Annotated in this window: 14 protein-coding genes and 1 pseudogene; 11 read left to right on the plus strand and 4 right to left on the minus strand. The window is 40.8% G+C overall.

Translation table 11 applies throughout. The features are described from left to right. Positions 1-214 precede the first annotated feature (214 nt). The 5 genes and pseudogenes from cas9 to G541_RS0108255 all read left to right on the plus strand — a co-directional run bounded on the left by cas9 (position 215) and on the right by G541_RS0108255 (position 7,146). Positions 215-3,610, plus strand: a complete 3,396-nt coding sequence (gene cas9 / locus G541_RS0108240) for a type II CRISPR RNA-guided endonuclease Cas9 (RefSeq protein ID WP_027827117.1) — start codon at positions 215-217, stop codon at positions 3,608-3,610. Positions 3,611-3,986: 376 nt separating this feature from the next. Then, positions 3,987-4,586: pseudogene (locus tag G541_RS09790) on the plus strand (DUF3841 domain-containing protein). A 96-nt stretch (positions 4,587-4,682) separates the two neighbouring features. After that, on the plus strand, positions 4,683-4,805 hold the full coding sequence (locus G541_RS10825; protein ID WP_081654812.1) for a YSIRK-type signal peptide-containing protein: 123 nt from the start codon (positions 4,683-4,685) through the stop codon (positions 4,803-4,805). A 248-nt stretch (positions 4,806-5,053) separates the two neighbouring features. Continuing rightward, on the plus strand, positions 5,054-5,905 hold the full coding sequence (locus G541_RS0108250) for a hypothetical protein (protein ID WP_027827118.1): 852 nt from the start codon (positions 5,054-5,056) through the stop codon (positions 5,903-5,905). Then, positions 5,827-7,146, plus strand: coding sequence for a mucin-binding protein (locus tag G541_RS0108255; protein WP_155824570.1), 1,320 nt, complete (start codon positions 5,827-5,829; stop codon positions 7,144-7,146). The genes G541_RS0108250 and G541_RS0108255 overlap by 79 nt, the downstream gene beginning before the upstream one ends. Before the next feature lie 181 nt (positions 7,147-7,327). Here G541_RS0108255 and G541_RS0108260 read toward each other — a convergent pair whose 3' ends face one another. After that, positions 7,328-7,849 carry an LURP-one-related/scramblase family protein gene (locus G541_RS0108260; protein WP_027827120.1) on the minus strand — a complete coding sequence of 174 codons (522 nt, stop codon included), beginning with the start codon at positions 7,847-7,849 and terminating at the stop codon, positions 7,328-7,330. Between the two features lie 28 nt (positions 7,850-7,877). Continuing rightward, complete coding sequence (locus tag G541_RS0108265) at positions 7,878-8,744, minus strand: Cof-type HAD-IIB family hydrolase (protein WP_027827121.1); 867 nt, start codon at positions 8,742-8,744, stop codon at positions 7,878-7,880. Positions 8,745-8,913: 169 nt separating this feature from the next. Here G541_RS0108265 and G541_RS0108270 point away from each other — a divergent pair, with 169 nt between their 5' ends. The 3 genes from G541_RS0108270 to tsaE are packed head-to-tail and all read left to right on the plus strand — an operon-like array spanning position 8,914 to position 11,128. Beyond that, entirely contained in the window at positions 8,914-9,609 is a 696-nt protein-coding gene (locus tag G541_RS0108270; protein WP_027827122.1) for a uracil-DNA glycosylase, read from the plus strand. 38 nt (positions 9,610-9,647) lie between these two features. Further along, complete coding sequence (pta, locus tag G541_RS0108275) at positions 9,648-10,634, plus strand: phosphate acetyltransferase (RefSeq protein WP_027827123.1); 987 nt, start codon at positions 9,648-9,650, stop codon at positions 10,632-10,634. 20 nt (positions 10,635-10,654) lie between these two features. Further along, a complete protein-coding gene (gene tsaE / locus G541_RS0108280) occupies positions 10,655-11,128 on the plus strand; it encodes a tRNA (adenosine(37)-N6)-threonylcarbamoyltransferase complex ATPase subunit type 1 TsaE (protein WP_009550744.1) in 474 nt (157 codons plus the stop codon). A 60-nt stretch (positions 11,129-11,188) separates the two neighbouring features. Here tsaE and G541_RS0108285 read toward each other — a convergent pair whose 3' ends face one another. Continuing rightward, entirely contained in the window at positions 11,189-11,722 is a 534-nt protein-coding gene (locus tag G541_RS0108285) for a 3'-5' exonuclease (protein WP_027827124.1), read from the minus strand. Between the two features lie 162 nt (positions 11,723-11,884). Between G541_RS0108285 and murB the strand changes: the two genes are divergently transcribed. After that, the gene (gene murB, locus G541_RS0108290) at positions 11,885-12,793 is read left to right on the plus strand and encodes a UDP-N-acetylmuramate dehydrogenase (RefSeq protein ID WP_035163285.1); all 909 of its coding nucleotides are present in this window, start codon (positions 11,885-11,887) and stop codon (positions 12,791-12,793) included. Between the two features lie 37 nt (positions 12,794-12,830). On the opposite strand, the gene G541_RS0108295 is transcribed toward murB, so the two are convergent. Beyond that, the gene (locus tag G541_RS0108295) at positions 12,831-13,493 is read right to left on the minus strand and encodes a DUF1361 domain-containing protein (RefSeq protein WP_009550738.1); all 663 of its coding nucleotides are present in this window, start codon (positions 13,491-13,493) and stop codon (positions 12,831-12,833) included. A gap of 158 nt (positions 13,494-13,651) precedes the next feature. Between G541_RS0108295 and cdaA the strand changes: the two genes are divergently transcribed. Both cdaA and G541_RS0108305 read left to right on the plus strand, forming a co-directional pair. Beyond that, a complete protein-coding gene (cdaA, locus tag G541_RS0108300; RefSeq protein WP_009550736.1) occupies positions 13,652-14,494 on the plus strand; it encodes a diadenylate cyclase CdaA in 843 nt (280 codons plus the stop codon). Further along, entirely contained in the window at positions 14,491-15,603 is a 1,113-nt protein-coding gene (locus tag G541_RS0108305) for a CdaR family protein (protein WP_009550734.1), read from the plus strand. The genes cdaA and G541_RS0108305 overlap by 4 nt, the downstream gene beginning before the upstream one ends. The last annotated feature ends 11 nt before the right edge of the window (positions 15,604-15,614 follow it).

A 15,614-nucleotide genomic window follows, 5' to 3' on the forward strand; every position in this document is an offset into this window, starting at 1 on the left:
TACTCTGAAGAACTTAGGAATGGAATAACCTATGCTGCTGGTTTACCTGCGCCCGCCTTGTTTTTGTACTCTGAAGAACTTAGTAATGGAATAACTTAATTTCTCATTTAGAATAGGTGTAGGTTTTTGAGTAATACTTATGTGTATGATAGTAATTAAGTAAATTGATATGCTATTCTATTTTATAGAGTATTAGAATTTAGGAGGAATTTGCATGAACAGCAAGATTAACGTGCCTGTTAGTATAGGTTTTGATATTGGAATTTCATCAGTTGGATTGGCGGTAATCGACGCAAAAAATGGAAGCGTTTTAGAGGCTGTATCTGACATTTTCTCTGAAGGATCTAGTGAGGATAATAAGGACAGAAGATCCGCTAGACATTCTAGACGATCAAGCGGTAGAAAAAATACACGGCTTAGAGATAGTCAACGCCTATTGCAAAATATCGGCTTTATTAAAGGTGACAATGTCAAGTTGGCTTTTCGAGAAATAGCTTATGCAAATCAAAAAGTCTATGAACTAAGGGTTAAGGGTCTGACTGAATGCCTGACAAAAGATGAAATTAGTGCAGTTATTCAGCACATGATTAAGAGAAGAGGTGTGAGTTACGATTTAAAAGATTATGAAGACGAAGAAGAAAGTAAGAAAACTTCCAACTATAAAGCAAGTGTTGCTATTAACCAACAGCTATTAAAGACATATACGCCAGGACAGATTCAATTAGATAGGTTACATAAATTCGGTAAAGTCCGAGGAATGGTAGAAAGTGATGGTAATGTAACATTACGTAACATCTTTACAACTACTGCTTATGCTTTGGAGTTAGAGAAAATTCTTCGTACACAACAAAAGTATCATCCAGAATTGACGGATGATATAATTGATAAATTTTTGAAAATACTGAAAAGGAAGAGAGATTACACCAAAGGACCAGGTTCAAAAAAATCACTAACAAACTACGGAATATATAAGACAGATGGTCGTGTATTAGATAACTTATATGAAGAGTTAATAGGGAAAGATAAGTATTTTCCAACTGAACAAAGAGCAGCCTCTAATACATACACAGCACAATACTTCAATATGCTAAATGACCTTAATAACTTAAGGATATTAAATAGTGAGGATGGAAAATTAACTTTCAATCAAAAGAAAAACATAGTAGATGAAATTTTAAACAGTGATGCTGCAAGATTAGATGCTTTCAAAGTGATAATGAAGGTTACTAAGGCAAATAAGAATGAAATAACGGGTTATCGAATTGATGCCAAGAGCAGACCACTGTTGCATAGCATGAAGATTTATCGTCGAGTAAAAAGGGAAATGGCATCACTAGGGATCTCCACAGATCAGTGGAGTGATAAAGTCAACATCAATGGGGAAGAACGTATCTTTTGGGACGATTTGGCTTACATTATCTCTCTTAACGATGAAAGTGGTGAATTAAGGAGAAGAATAATAAGGGAACTGAAATATAACTATGAGTTCGTAGATAATAAGCTAGTTGACGCAATCGTAGACAATAAAAAATTGTTTGCTGTGGATAGTGGAAATAAGTGGCATAATTTTTCATTAAAAACAATGAAGTTGTTAATCCCAGAATTAGAAAATACGTCTAAAGAGCAAATGACAATATTGACAGATTTACATCTTACTAAAAAAGATAAAATTGATTATCGATTAAAAAATAAAATAGATGTCGACCACATCCTTAAGGACATATATGATCCAGTTGTTAAGAGATCAGTTCGTCACGCTATTAAGATGTTTAATGTCATCGTAAAAAAATATACGAATATTGAATATGTAGTTATAGAATTACCACGTGATCGCAACTCAACCGAAAAGAAGAAGAGTATACAAAAGTTTCAAAAAGATAGCTTCAATGAGAAAGATTTAGCAATGAAAGCATTTGCTGATAAGTTAGGTAAGAGTACTAAGGAGTTAGATGTTTTCTTCCATAAAAACAGAAAATTAGCGACTAAAGTCAGGCTTTGGTATCAACAAGAGGGGAGATGCCTCTACAGTGGCGAAACAATTCCGGCAATTGAATTGTTAAATAATTCGGAAGCTTATGAAATTGACCATATTATTCCGATCTCAGTTTCCTTTGACGATAGCCTTAATAATAAAACTTTATGTCTTGGAGAAATGAATCAGAGAAAAGGAAACAGAATACCATGGGCAATGTTCAATGATGGATTTGGACAGGGATATACTCAAATGTGTCACATGTTAAAAAATAATAAACGCCTATCTAAACAAAAAAAGCATAACTTAGAAACGCGAATCGATATAAATGACCTGGAAACTAGAAAGAGATTTATTGCAAGAAATTTAGTGGATACCAGATGGGCTTCGCGGGTAGTATTTAATGAATTACAGGACTTTGTTAAAGCTAAGGGATTAGCTACAAAAGTAAGTGTAGTTCGGGGAAAATTTACTGCGAGATTACGTAGAGAATGGCAAATCTATAAAACTAGGGATACTTATTATCATCATGCTAAGGATGCAGCAATTATTGCTGTAACGCCATATTTGGATATTTGGAAAAAGAATAATTATAAGATGGTGCCTAAGCAAGTAGGGGAAGGAATGGTCGACATCGATACAGGTGAGATTATTTCTGAAAACAAGTTTAACAGTTATATGTATAGGGAACCATTTACTGGTTTTGTTAAAAATGTAAGAAGAATGGACCGGGTTATTAAAATTAAACATACGGCAGACATGAAAATGAATCGTAAACTGTCAGACGCAACTATTTATTCGGTTAGGGATGTAAAGTTATCTAGTGATAGAAAAAATGAACCTTACAGATTAGGTAAATTAAACATTTATAACTTAAAGGACTATAAAACATTAAAAAAATTGATAACTAAAACGCCTGATAAAATACTAATGTATCATCATGATCCGAAGACTTTTGCTATTCTACAAGAAATTATGGATATTTATCCAGATAAGATAGATAAAAAGGATGTTAGTCCCTTCGAATTATATCGGCGGGAGAATGGAAAAGTTAGGAAATACGCTAAGAAAAATAACGGTCCTGAAATAACTGAAATTAAGTATTATGATAAAAAAGTCAACAGTTGCATTGATATAACACCTGAAGATGCTAAAAATAAGCGTAGCGTATTATTGAGTTTAAAACCATGGCGGAGTGACGTATATTTCAATCATACGAAAAATAATTATGAAGTAATTGGATTGAAGTATAATGACATTTCTGAAGTGAATGATCTAAAGGGAATTAAAAGGGAACACTATAATCAATTATTGAGAAAGCAAGTTGGTAATGACAAAGTAGAATTTTGTTTTTCACTATATAGAAATTCAATAATTAAAGTTATTAATGATAGAGAAGATATTGAATTACGCTTTGGATCCAGTAAAACTCAAAGAAATAAGGTGATTTTAAAGCCAATTGATAGGGCACTGTTTAATAGCTACGAGGCAGTTAAGATTTATAGAAAGGCAAGCAACGCTGGGATTATAGAACGGAGTTTTAGCAAACCTGGATATGTAATATTGAAAGCTAATATTGATGAGTTGGGAAATAGACATTATTTAAGAAAAGAAGAGGGTCCTAAAGATATCTTGTAGTATTGAATAGTGATTATTGTAAAAATAAGTTAATAGAGATCACTTCCCTATCCATCGTGGATGGGGATTTTTTATAAACTAGTCTGTTTAAAGCAAAAATTACTCTTTAGAAGCAACCAAATAAGAACGTTCTGGTTTGTTAAATGACACACGACATATAAGTAGCTATGCGTCCGTCAAAAATTAAAACAGTGATTTGTTGCGGTTTATGAGTGGCACATATTTTTTATATATCGTGTCAGGGAGAAAGAAGAGTCCCAGGTGAAAATTTTAACGGCAAAAAATTGATTTTTATGAACGAAGTACAGAAAATTTCCCTGATTACTGCCATGTGATCAGGTACACTTAGTGCACTTTAAACTAAAGGAGCAAAGCTATGATTGTTTGGACTATCCAACCATACAGTGTCTATCAGCAGTTACAACAGCAGCAAATATTTTCTTGCGATCCGCGCCAGTCACAAAATCTGCAGGACGAAGAATTTAGGGTGGCTTATTCGTGGATGATTAAGCAAATGATAAAACAAATAGGTCTCCCACCAACAGGAGTGACACACCCGATCTGGGCGTGGTATCGGTGGGATTTTTAGCATAAGCATCCTGATTTTCGAACGATGCATGATTATGACGATCAAGTGTGCTTGGAGTTAGAGATGCCAGATGAGCAGGCCCTCTTGAGCGATTTTGATGACTGGCATACCGTGTTGAACGATTTTTATAATCCCTTTGTAACTAATGAAGAAGAGTTCGAAGCCGAATTTGCATGGTTCGAGAATCTTCCCTTAAAGAAACAAGAGCAGGTAAAGCGTAAATCATGGCAGCGCATCTTTGATGTGACCCCTCATAGAGGCGAGTGGACTCAAAATGGTGCCTTTGTTCAGGCTTGTTTTTGGCAACTTCATATGCGGCAAGTTCGGAAAGTTTGGCGGATGAAAAGAGGGAAAAAAGTGGCTTTGATGACGTCAAGTTCATTTTGAGCTTATCAAACTTATTCAACACAGTTGCTATAATTTCGTAAGTGAAAAGCATATAATGTAGGTGAAACACTTGTAATTGAAAGAGGGCAAGTCACTATGCTTTCGCGCAATAATCATTATTTACGGCAACAAAGACAGGCTCATACTAAACCACGGTACGGGCTACGCAAGCTTAGTTTTGGTGTGACATCAGTTTTGATAGGAGTGACGCTCTTTTAGGGAGTAGGCCATCCGGCCCACGCAGCGGAGATACCGACTGGGACAACTGCTAGTAGTACTAGCACTATGGCCCATACTCCAGTCACTCCCACGGCAACAAGTAGTTCGAATTCTAAGAACCTAGTAACATCTGGTGCTACTTCTTCTAGTTAGGCTACTACGAATGCAAGTAGTGGCAGCACTAGTAGGGTAGGGCGACAGCGACCACTAGTACGACTACGCAGAAAGCAACCGCATCTACTGAAAGCATGGCTGCTAATGACACGACAACTGGGACAACAGCTGTGGCAACCGCCACTCCTGACAACCAGCAAGAAGTTACGGTAACACCGCGGCAAGCATTCTGGATTGGACATGCTTCCACAGATCCAACAGCTTATGTAAGTAACTATGCGAACTTGCACAATGTTGCTAGCGTTACCTGGCAGGATCCTAGTGTTTTTACTAATCTCAAACCTGGGAATGCAAAGGCAACCTTAGTTATCACTTACCAGGATGGGACCACTACCACCAAAGATATTAGTTTTGCGGCTTATCAGGATAGTGTGATTTTGAAGTATGTTGATGCCAACACCGGTCAGGCGTTCAATGTTAACTATGGGGAAACTATCCAAGCAGGCTTTGACGAACTTGATTGGGGATATGTTCCAACTAACGGGGAATTTCATGTTGCTAATGTCTACCCATATTGGGGTGGAGTCGCTGCTTCGCCTGATAATTTTATCCCGATTCAACATGGTTATGGCTTGTTAAAGATCACCAAGGGGAGTATTGATGGTCCGGCTGTGTCTTATCAGGATATTAAATTTGCTGAAGAACCTGATACTTACTACATTCAGTATGCTCGTTTCAAGGACATAGTAGTCACCGGGGGGGACGAAAAAGGCAATGTTCTTTATCGGTATACTCTCCCGACAACTTATGCCTTGCCAGCCGGATTGAACCCGTATTACGAGTGGAAAGGAGACCAATATACTACCCAGGCACTAGATGTGCCCCACTATACCTTAGATACTACCAGTTGCCCACCAATGCTAGTGGTGACCTTAACGGGGCACCTGACAAGCTTCAAAATGGAACGGACACCACTACTAATGTGACTTACGTATACCATTTTGATGGAACTGCAACTGATTCAGGTGGTGATGATGAAAAGATCACGACACCTAAGGTTATTGCACATAATGTTAGTGCCAATGTTAACCTTAGTGGTGGTAGAACCAATGGTAGTTTTGACTTTACAGAGGTAATCAATGGAATCATTGCTGCTGCTAAGCAACGGGACTTAGTTTACTTGGGTAACGTTGGACGCGAGGCAGGGCACACACCATATACGAACAGAAGTATTGTAGTTGCTCGTGCTCACTATGGTAAGTACTTCATTACAGTGAAGATTGATGGCAAGGAAAGCAAAACTTATAGTGTAAATGGCGTTACGGGTCCTAGCTATGATTTGACCAATGTTATTACTCAGATTAAGGCAATGTATCCTGATTACACCTTTAGTGGAACACAGGGTGACATTAGCGACAATCAAACAATTTTTGACCACACGGTTGTTATGAATTTTGTCAGTCACCACACCGTGCCAATCCAGTATGTGGACGATGATAATAATGGAAAAACAGTCGGGGATGGAAATTCAATTAGTGGTGACACCGGACAAACAGTGATCCCAACGTACACTATCCCCGATGGATACGACTATGTCAGTGGTAGGCAGGATAATTACACCTTTGCAGCTACCAACAATCCAGCGATCATTATCCATCTCCGTCACCAACATAAAGAAGTAACAGAAAATAAAACTATTACGGAAACAATCCATTATGTTTATCCTAATGGTCAGACTGCTCAACCGGACCGGGTAACAACAGTGACCTTGAGTCGGAAAGACGATCAGGACATAGTGACAGAGACGATCACTTGGGCAGCATGGAGTACTGGGAAGTTTGATACTGTGGTTACGCCAACAATTACGGGCTACACTCCCGATTTAGCTGCGATTGACTCGATTGTGGTTGATGTAACAACTGGCGATATTATCAAGACGGTTACTTATACCGAGGATCCTGTGCCGACTCCGCAAGTTCCGGTTAAGTCCATTGATGAGTTACAAGATCCACCTGTGGCACCGTTTCCTTCCTTGTCTCCTGTTGCTGAGGCGAAGAAGCCTAATGTAAAAGTACAACACCGAGTGTTAGCTCCGATAACTGAAAAACAACGGTTGCCACAGACAGGGGATGAACAAGCATCGCTTGAATTTGGAATTGGTATAGCTCTGATTATGAGTGCTTTAGGTTTGAGTGGAATTGAAAAGAATCGTAATAAGCAAGAGTAATTGACTAATTAAGATATTAAAGTCGGATAACGGTATTATTTCTTGGGAAATAATGCCGCTATTTATTTTTAGAAGCTGGTAGGGATTAACCATGAATTAGAAAGAGCAAAAGAAAATATAATATAAAGCAAAACCAGGTGCCATGGTTCATGCCGTGGCACCTGGTTTATAGGTATTAGCATTAGTTAAAACTTGCGCGCCAATGATGACTCTTAATGGATTTGGTTTGGCGCTTACCACTGTGAGCCCAGTAGTCTAGAATAGCAGCAATACATAGGCAGAAAGGTTCATCTTCCTCATGGGTAATGGTAAATTCAAGGTCAGTCCCACTCGTACCAGCAACTTCTGTAATCTGCATGATGAGTTCACGGCCATGGAAAACACGGTAGTTGAAGGTCATTAAGTTACCAATTACCAACCAGTTAAGTTGTTTAACAAAAAGCATATCCCGTCCAACACCATAATGACGGCGTAAGGAACCAATTTGGCGGTTACCTTGATATAATTCAAATTTGGGAAAGACACCTAAAGAACGTTGCTTAATCTCTGCGGCGAGACGTCCGTCAATATGGTAGAGAGACAGCACTCCTTGACGTGAACCCCAGGCTCCCATCAAAGTATAGATGACGTTATTATTGCTGTCCTTCACCACGGTAGTTCCCTGTAATGAAAACTGTCTCCGGCGTGCATAAAGTTGGCGCATAGCGTCACCTCCTCTTCATCCGTGGCTATTAGTCGAGTGTCAGCGCTTTTTCAATGGCCTTGGCTACTCCGTCAGCAGTATTAATATCTGTAATGTAGTTAGCTAGTTTTTTAACTTCAGTTGAGCCATTCCCCATTGCAAAACTGACCCCGGCTACTTTGAGCATGGGAACATCATTGTTGTTGTCGCCAACTGCCATCACGTTATCCAACGGGATATTGAGACTATCGGCAAATGTAGCTAGGGCGTGCCCCTTATTGGCATCTTTGATATTGACCTCAATGTTGTTAGATGATGATGAGGTGATGGATAAAGGTCCAAATGTTAACATTTCTTGCTTGATTGGATCCAAAACTTGGGGGCCATCAGCACTGAAACCAACAATTTTGAGAATAGAGAGATGCGGGTCGGCCAAGAGATCAAAGTAGCTATCTGTGTACTGGATGTTCATGATTTCCATCCGTGCAGAAGCCAGGGAAACAGCTAGTTTGAAAGGCGTGTCTACGTTGACGTTAGCTAGCAGTTGAGCGAAGTTTTCGATCCGACTGGCTTTATTATCAGAATAGGTTCCCCTAGAGGTCACCACTTCGCAATAAAGATGGTTTTTCTTAAAACTCCGAATAACCCGGGCAGCTAGTTCTTTTGGAATCGGAGTAGCTGAGAGTTGCTTACCTGCTTCATCAAAAACCTGGGCCCCGTTGATGGTAATCATAGGACAAGTGATCCCAGCTTCCTGAAGGAGAGGCCAAGCTTCTTTACGCTCCCGCCCAGTTGCAACTACGAAGTGGACCCCTTGAGCTTGGGCTTTTTTGATAGCAGCCGCATTTTGGGGTGAAATGGTCATCTTATCATTTAATAAAGTTCCGTCCATATCCGATGCAATAATCTGAATCATACTAACGCCTCGCTTCTTTTCTCTGAATTAATGCTTACCTTCATTCTACCACAAATAATAGTTGGTCTTTTCTTTCCTGGATTGTATTGATGATAACAGTTTGGCGGTCCATACTAATGTGCTAAAATCATAGCACGGCATGTGGTAGAATGAGGAGCGAGGTGGTAGCTTGAAAGAATTAATCCATAACGACTGGCAGGAAGTTTTAGGGCCAGAATTTGCTAAAGCATATTATGCAAAATTACATGATTTTTTGAAGAGTGAGTACCAACATTATTTGATTCATCCTGACATGTATCATATTTTTGAAGCGTTTGAACTGACACCTTTTTCCCAGGTAAAAGTAGTTATTTTAGGTCAGGATCCGTACCATGAACCCCACCAGGCACATGGGCTAAGTTTTTCTGTTTTACCAGGGGTCAAGATCCCACCATCACTGGTCAATATCTATCAAGAACTGGAAAATGATCTGGGGATCAAACCGGTTAACCATGGCTACCTAGAAAAATGGGCTCGCCAAGGGGTCTTAATGCTCAATTCGGTCCTTACAGTGCGCAATGGTCAGGCTTTTTCGCATCGGGGGAAAGGTTGGGAGCAGTTGACTGACCGAGCAATCCAACTTTTATCCGAGCGTCCTGATCCCGTAGTTTTTATTCTGTGGGGACGGGCCGCCCGCAATAAGATTAGCTTGATTGATACCCAACGCAACGTTGTGATTGAATCAGCTCATCCGAGTCCCTTGTCGGCGTACCGCGGTTTCTTTGGCTCACGTCCATTTTCTAAAACTAACGCTGCGTTAGTGGCAATGGGGAAAGAACCAATTGACTGGCAGTTACCGGAGCATGTGGACTTGCCAGTGGGGTAATAAACATTAATGATATTTTTATTCAAGGAGATAAAACAATGAAACTTTTTGATACTTTAAAAGCGAAGATTAAACCAGTGCAGCCACGGATCGTATTTCCGGAAGGAACAGAACCCCGGGTGTTAGCGGCTGCTTTGCGCTTGGCAGACGACGGTTTGGTCCGTCCGATGTTGTTGGGCAACAAGGCTGCAATTACTGCTGCGGCAGAAAAATTGGCTCTACCAGGTTTAGAGCAAAGTGAGATTATTGATCCACAGACTTATCCAGAAGAAGCTTATCAAGCAATGGTAACGGCTTTTGTTGAGCGACGGAAGGGCAAGAATACGCCTGCTGAAGCAGAGAAAATTTTACGGGATGAAACCTACTTTGGGACGATGCTGGTGTACATGGGGCAAGCTGATGGCTTAGTTTCTGGTGCTGTTCATTCCACTGGTGATACTGTTCGTCCGGCTTTGCAGATCATCAAGACGCAGCCAGGGGCAAGTCGGATTAGCTCTTCGTTCTTGATGATGCGTAACGATGAACAAGAAAAATACATCATGGGGGATGCGGCGATTAACGTTGATCCCAATGCCCAGGAACTAGCTGAAATAGCCCTCCAAAGTGCTGCAACTGCAAAGTTGTTTGGAATGGAGCCCCGCGTGGCAATGCTGAGTTTTTCAACCAAAGGTTCAGCGCAAGCACCAATGGTAACCAAGGTTCAAGAAGCAACCAAATTAGCTCAAGAAATGGATCCTGAACTACAACTCGACGGTGAATTACAGTTTGATGCTGCCTTTGTTCCAAGTGTGGGCGAACGGAAGGCACCAGGTTCAACGGTTGCAGGACACGCTAATGTATTTATTTTCCCCGAATTACAGTCGGGTAACATTGGTTATAAGATTGCTCAGCGCTTAGGGGGATTTGAAGCCATTGGACCAATTTTGCAGGGGATGGCTAAACCAGTATCTGATCTTTCCCGAGGAGCAAGTACAGAGGATGTCTACAAGGTAGCAATTTTGACGGCTGCTCAGTCATTGATGTAGATATAAAGGGAGCGTGACGAATGGAATATACGACTACGGATGCAGCAAGTACCCAAGCAGTAGGAGCTGCGTTAGCCCCCTTACTTCAAGCTGGTGATGTGATCTTGCTGGATGGAGACTTAGGTGCGGGCAAGACGACTTTTACAAAGGGAGTAGCAGCTGGTTTAGGGATTCACCGCAATGTTAAGAGCCCAACGTTTAACTTGATCAAGGAATATCATCAAGGACGGTTACCGTTGTACCATATGGATGTCTACCGGCTTGAAGGGGTTGGCGGTGCTGATTTGGGATTGCAGGAATACTTTAACGGATCAGGGGTTTCTTTAGTTGAATGGTCACAGTTTGTTGCTGAAGATCTCCCCCAGGATTTTTTGATGATTCGTCTCCAAAAAGATGACGATGATTTTGACCGGCGCAAGATCATTTTTACTCCACATGGGGATAGGTATGCTACTCTGGTAGACCAGTTAGCACAACAATTGCATACGAATTAAAAAAGAGGTTGGAAAACTTTGTTTTTCCAACCTCTCAGTCGTTTATGTGTGGTGTAGCTACTAGGCAGGCTTGATAAAGTTTTGAATGATCTGAGGATCAAAGTGTTGGGCCTGATAGAGCAGGATGGCAGCACAAGCATGACAGTCGTCCAGGGCATTGTGGTGGTTAGTAAGCTCGATGCTTAATTGCTTTGTGATCGTAGGCAGTTTGTGGTTGGGTAAGTCAGGGAAAAAGAATTTACTAGTCTTGACGGTATCCAAGGTAAGAAAATGCGGTTCAGGAATATTGTAGAGGTTAGTCGTGGCTTTAAGGACACTGACATCAAAGGGAGCATTGTGGGCAACGATTAAATTATCTGGTGTAAATAGTCCCTGAATGTGGGGCCACAATTCTACAAATGATGGTGCCTTAGCAACATCAGTGGCAGTGATCCCGTGAACGCGGGTATTGCGCCAGAAAAAATCCCCCTGGGGTTTGATTAGTGAATAAAATTGATCGACAATTTGACTATTGCGGACAATTGTTAATGCAATAGAACAGGGGCTATTGCGCTTAGGGTTAGCAGTTTCAAAGTCTAAGGCAACAAAGTTCATGGCGTTCTTCCTTTCTGACAATATTGTTTATATAATAACATGGAAACAATAACTAAAGAACTGTAAAGATTTAAGCGCAAGCAGACATAGATGTGATAAGATAACGGTACTGTGCTAAAATTGATCATGCATAAGATCGATATGATGAGGAATTAAGTAATAATGAAGCAAGCTGAAGTAATTTACAATGAGTTAATTAAAACAATTGATATCAAACAAGACGAATTATTGTCGAAATATACTAATACTAAAACGGGTGGACCAGCTGATTACTTGGCTTTTCCTAAGAGTGTAGCAGAAGTTAAGCAACTATTAGCAATGGCGAACGAGGCGGATTTACCACTGACGATCCTGGGAAATGCCAGCAATTTAATCGTCCGTGATGGTGGGATTCGTGGTTTAGTTTTGATTTTGACGGAGATGAACCAGATTACGGTCCAAGGAGATATTGTTACTGCCCAAGCAGGAGCATCTCTAATTGCGACTACCGAACGAGCTTACCGTGCTGGACTGACCGGTTTGGAATTTGCGGCCGGTATTCCGGGGAGTGTCGGAGGTGCCGTCTTTATGAATGCTGGGGCTTACGGTGGTGAGATCAAAGAGGTGGCCGCAACTGTAACTGCCTTGACACCAGCAGGCAAAGTAGTAACTTATCGAAATGAAGAACTTGATTTTGGGTACCGGCATTCGCGGATTCAAGAAGAAAATGACATCGTTTTGGCAGCTACTTTTAAGTTAAGTCCTGGTTGTAAAGAAGATATTCGGGCGGAAATGGATCGGTTGAACTTCTTGCGGGCATCTAAACAACCGTTGGAATATCCTTCTTGCGGGAGCGTTTTTAAACGACCAGTGGGACATTATACCGGAAAATTGATCCATGATGCTGGGTTGCAGGGCTTTCAAATTGGCGGGGCCCAAGTGTCGACTAAGCATGCAGGCTTTATCGTGAATGTAGCTGGAGCTACGGGCCAAGACTATATTGACGTTATTCACCATATCCAAGCGGTGATCAAAGAAAAATTTGATGTTGATTTGGAAACCGAAGTTCGCATTATTGGGAGCGATAAATAATAAAAGGCGTGTTCTGAAGTGAGCACGCCTTTTATTATTAATTGAATTGTTGTAACGAATGCCGATAAATTTCCATACAAATCCAAACAGCCATTTGGATAATAAAGAAACTTACGATGAAAATTAATGCCTTTAGATCCCACATTTGCGCAATTTTTTGGAGAGCCCATTGTGGTTCAAAAATCAGATAAATAGAATGGAGGCGAAGAAAACGTCCGATGAAGACCCCGATGGCAGAGAAAAAATTAAAAATAGCTACCAAGCTGTAACAAAACAGACGACTAGGCTGGTGTAAACGGATGGCAACGAGATGGGCAACATAATCAAGGCTCCACATCCCCATTAGGGTACAGCCGAGGGCTGCTAAAACCAGGTCAGCAAAGTTTTTCCATAGATCAAAGTGGAACATCATCAAATTAGTCTGCGGGTCGTATGGATTGACTCGGGCAAGGTGGTAGAGATCAGTTAACAAGTACGGTGCATTAGGATAAAAGAGTGCCCATACCAAAAAGAACAGCCAGAATACCCAGCGGTTTTGTTTGCTATGCATGTGCATAGCTAACTCAATAGGAATATATGCCAGAAAAGTATTGAGCAATAAGAAGCTATAAAACGAGTTGACCCGATAAACAAAAAAGTAAATGTAAATCATATAAACAACAAAGATCGTTCTTACTAACCATTGACTAGTCTGCTTCATAAATACCACCTCATTAGCAAGACTTATTATGATCATTGTAGCAGAATTTTTAGATTAGTTACCATAATTAGCTTGGTCTTAGCGGGATTTTTAAGATTGTCATATAGGCTGTCATGTTCCGTGCTATAATGATGAAAGATAAAATTGGAGGGAAGGTCATGGCTATTGATTGGAACAGCATTTTAAATTGGCATACCCTAGTCAATTTAGTGGACATCATGGTCGTGTGGTACGTCATTTACAAACTGATGATGCTCCTACGCGGGACTAAAGCTGTCCAACTCTTTAAGGGTGTTGTGGTTATTTTAGTAATCAAATTGATTGCCTGGTATTTTAACTTAGAAACGGTTTCGTGGATTATGGACCAGATAATCAACTGGGGGATTATTGCAATCATCGTTATTTTCCAGCCTGAAATTCGGCGTGGGTTGGAACATCTCGGACGAGGCTCACTTTTTGTTAAATCCCGCCGGGGGAATGCCGTTGAAGTTCATATGGTTGACGCCTTGGACCAGGCAATTCAATATATGTCGAAGCGGCGGATCGGGGCTTTGATCACCATTCAAATTAATACGGGCTTAGATGAATATATCGAAACTGGAATTCGGTTAGATGCTGATATTTCAGGTGCGCTGTTGATTAATACTTTCATTCCGAATACACCATTACATGACGGGGCGGTTATTATCAAGGATAACAAGATTGCGGTTGCAGCTGCATACCTACCTTTATCCGAAAGTAACTTGATTCCCAAAGAATTGGGAACTAGGCACCGAGCAGCCGTCGGAATTAGTGAAGTGACGGATGCGTTGACAATTGTGGTTTCGGAAGAAACTGGGGGAGTTACGATTACCAAGAATAGCGAATTACTACGGGATTTGACCCGGAATGATTATCTTAAACTCCTCAAAAATGAGCTTATTCCTAAAGAGGATGAGCGGAATAGTAACGGTTTGACCCGCTTTATTGAAGGGGTATTCAAAGGAGGGCGCAGACGATGAAACACCGTATGAGTATTTTTAACACCCGGCTCTTTTATCGGATTGTTGCCTTGATTTTCGCGATCTTGCTATTTGTATATGTTAATTTCGGTCACTTGAGTTCGACCAGAGATGCTAACAATACCGGGACGGGAACCGATGGGATGCTGATGTCAACTAAATCAGTTACATTGACGACAGATCTCAAAGTCAATCTCGATAGCGACAAATATTTTGTTAGTGACTATCCAGAAAAAGTTAAGGTCAAGATTACTGGGCCAGCTGCTATGGTCAAGACAGTTCAAAACACCCGTAATTTTGATGTCTATGCTGACTTGAATGACTTAGGGATTGGGAGACATACGGTTAAGTTGAAGACTTCTGGTTTAAACCAGGAACTCAATGTTAAAGTGATTCCTGAAGAAGTAACTTTTAATATTCGTAAACGCAAGTCGGTTACTCTGCCAATCCAAGTTCGCTACGATGATGATCAGATCGCTAAGGGGTATGCAGTCAGCAAGGCATACGCTAATACGCAAGTAGCTCAGGTGACTGGGGCAGTTAGTGATGTGAACCGGATTGACAGCATTGTTGCCGATGTAGCCTTGCCAAGTGGGCTCAAAGATAACTACTCACGGAGCGTCATGCTGCGGGCCTTAGACGCGAATGGTAAGACCTTAAACGTCAACATTGCGCCTGAAACTGCACGAGTAACGGTACAGGTTTATCGCGCAACTAGCACCAAGGAAGTAAATATTAAACTGGTTACTAGTGGCCAGGGAATTGCTGGTAAACAATATGACTTAACTTCAGCGACGACAAAGGTTACACTACATGGAACCAAAGCGGCCCTGCAAAAGATTGATGTACTTGAGGTGCCTGTTTCAATCAATGGTATTAGTCATACAGTTACGCAGACAGTTCAGCTGGATCCAAGAAAAGATGGGATAACGACAGTTGAACCTGGGAGCATTTCTGTTAAAATTAGTGTCAGTGATAGTGGTAGCGATACCGTGGCAGCTACAACTTCTGCCGATAAAGCCAATAGTGGCACCAAAGATAGTGGCAGTAGTTCAGCAACAGAAGATACAACGAGTGGTACATCTGGTAGCACTAGTAATGATAATTGAATTTTAAGGAG

The organism is Ligilactobacillus saerimneri DSM 16049, assembly GCF_000423265.1.
In the GTDB taxonomy this organism is placed as follows: Bacteria; Bacillota; Bacilli; order Lactobacillales; family Lactobacillaceae; genus Ligilactobacillus; species Ligilactobacillus saerimneri.

Coding starts and splice junctions, on each gene's coding strand:
- cas9 (WP_027827117.1), top strand. CDS start 215: ATGAACAGCAAGATTAACGTGCCTGTTAGTATAGGTTTTGATATTGGA.
- G541_RS10825 (WP_081654812.1), top strand. CDS start 4,683: ATGCTTTCGCGCAATAATCATTATTTACGGCAACAAAGACAGGCTCAT.
- G541_RS0108250 (WP_027827118.1), top strand. CDS start 5,054: ATGGCTGCTAATGACACGACAACTGGGACAACAGCTGTGGCAACCGCC.
- G541_RS0108260 (WP_027827120.1), bottom strand. CDS start 7,849: ATGCGCCAACTTTATGCACGCCGGAGACAGTTTTCATTACAGGGAACT.
- G541_RS0108265 (WP_027827121.1), bottom strand. CDS start 8,744: ATGATTCAGATTATTGCATCGGATATGGACGGAACTTTATTAAATGAT.
- pta (WP_027827123.1), top strand. CDS start 9,648: ATGAAACTTTTTGATACTTTAAAAGCGAAGATTAAACCAGTGCAGCCA.
- tsaE (WP_009550744.1), top strand. CDS start 10,655: ATGGAATATACGACTACGGATGCAGCAAGTACCCAAGCAGTAGGAGCT.
- G541_RS0108285 (WP_027827124.1), bottom strand. CDS start 11,722: ATGAACTTTGTTGCCTTAGACTTTGAAACTGCTAACCCTAAGCGCAAT.
- murB (WP_035163285.1), top strand. CDS start 11,885: ATGAAGCAAGCTGAAGTAATTTACAATGAGTTAATTAAAACAATTGAT.
- G541_RS0108295 (WP_009550738.1), bottom strand. CDS start 13,493: ATGAAGCAGACTAGTCAATGGTTAGTAAGAACGATCTTTGTTGTTTAT.
- cdaA (WP_009550736.1), top strand. CDS start 13,652: ATGGCTATTGATTGGAACAGCATTTTAAATTGGCATACCCTAGTCAAT.
- G541_RS0108305 (WP_009550734.1), top strand. CDS start 14,491: ATGAAACACCGTATGAGTATTTTTAACACCCGGCTCTTTTATCGGATT.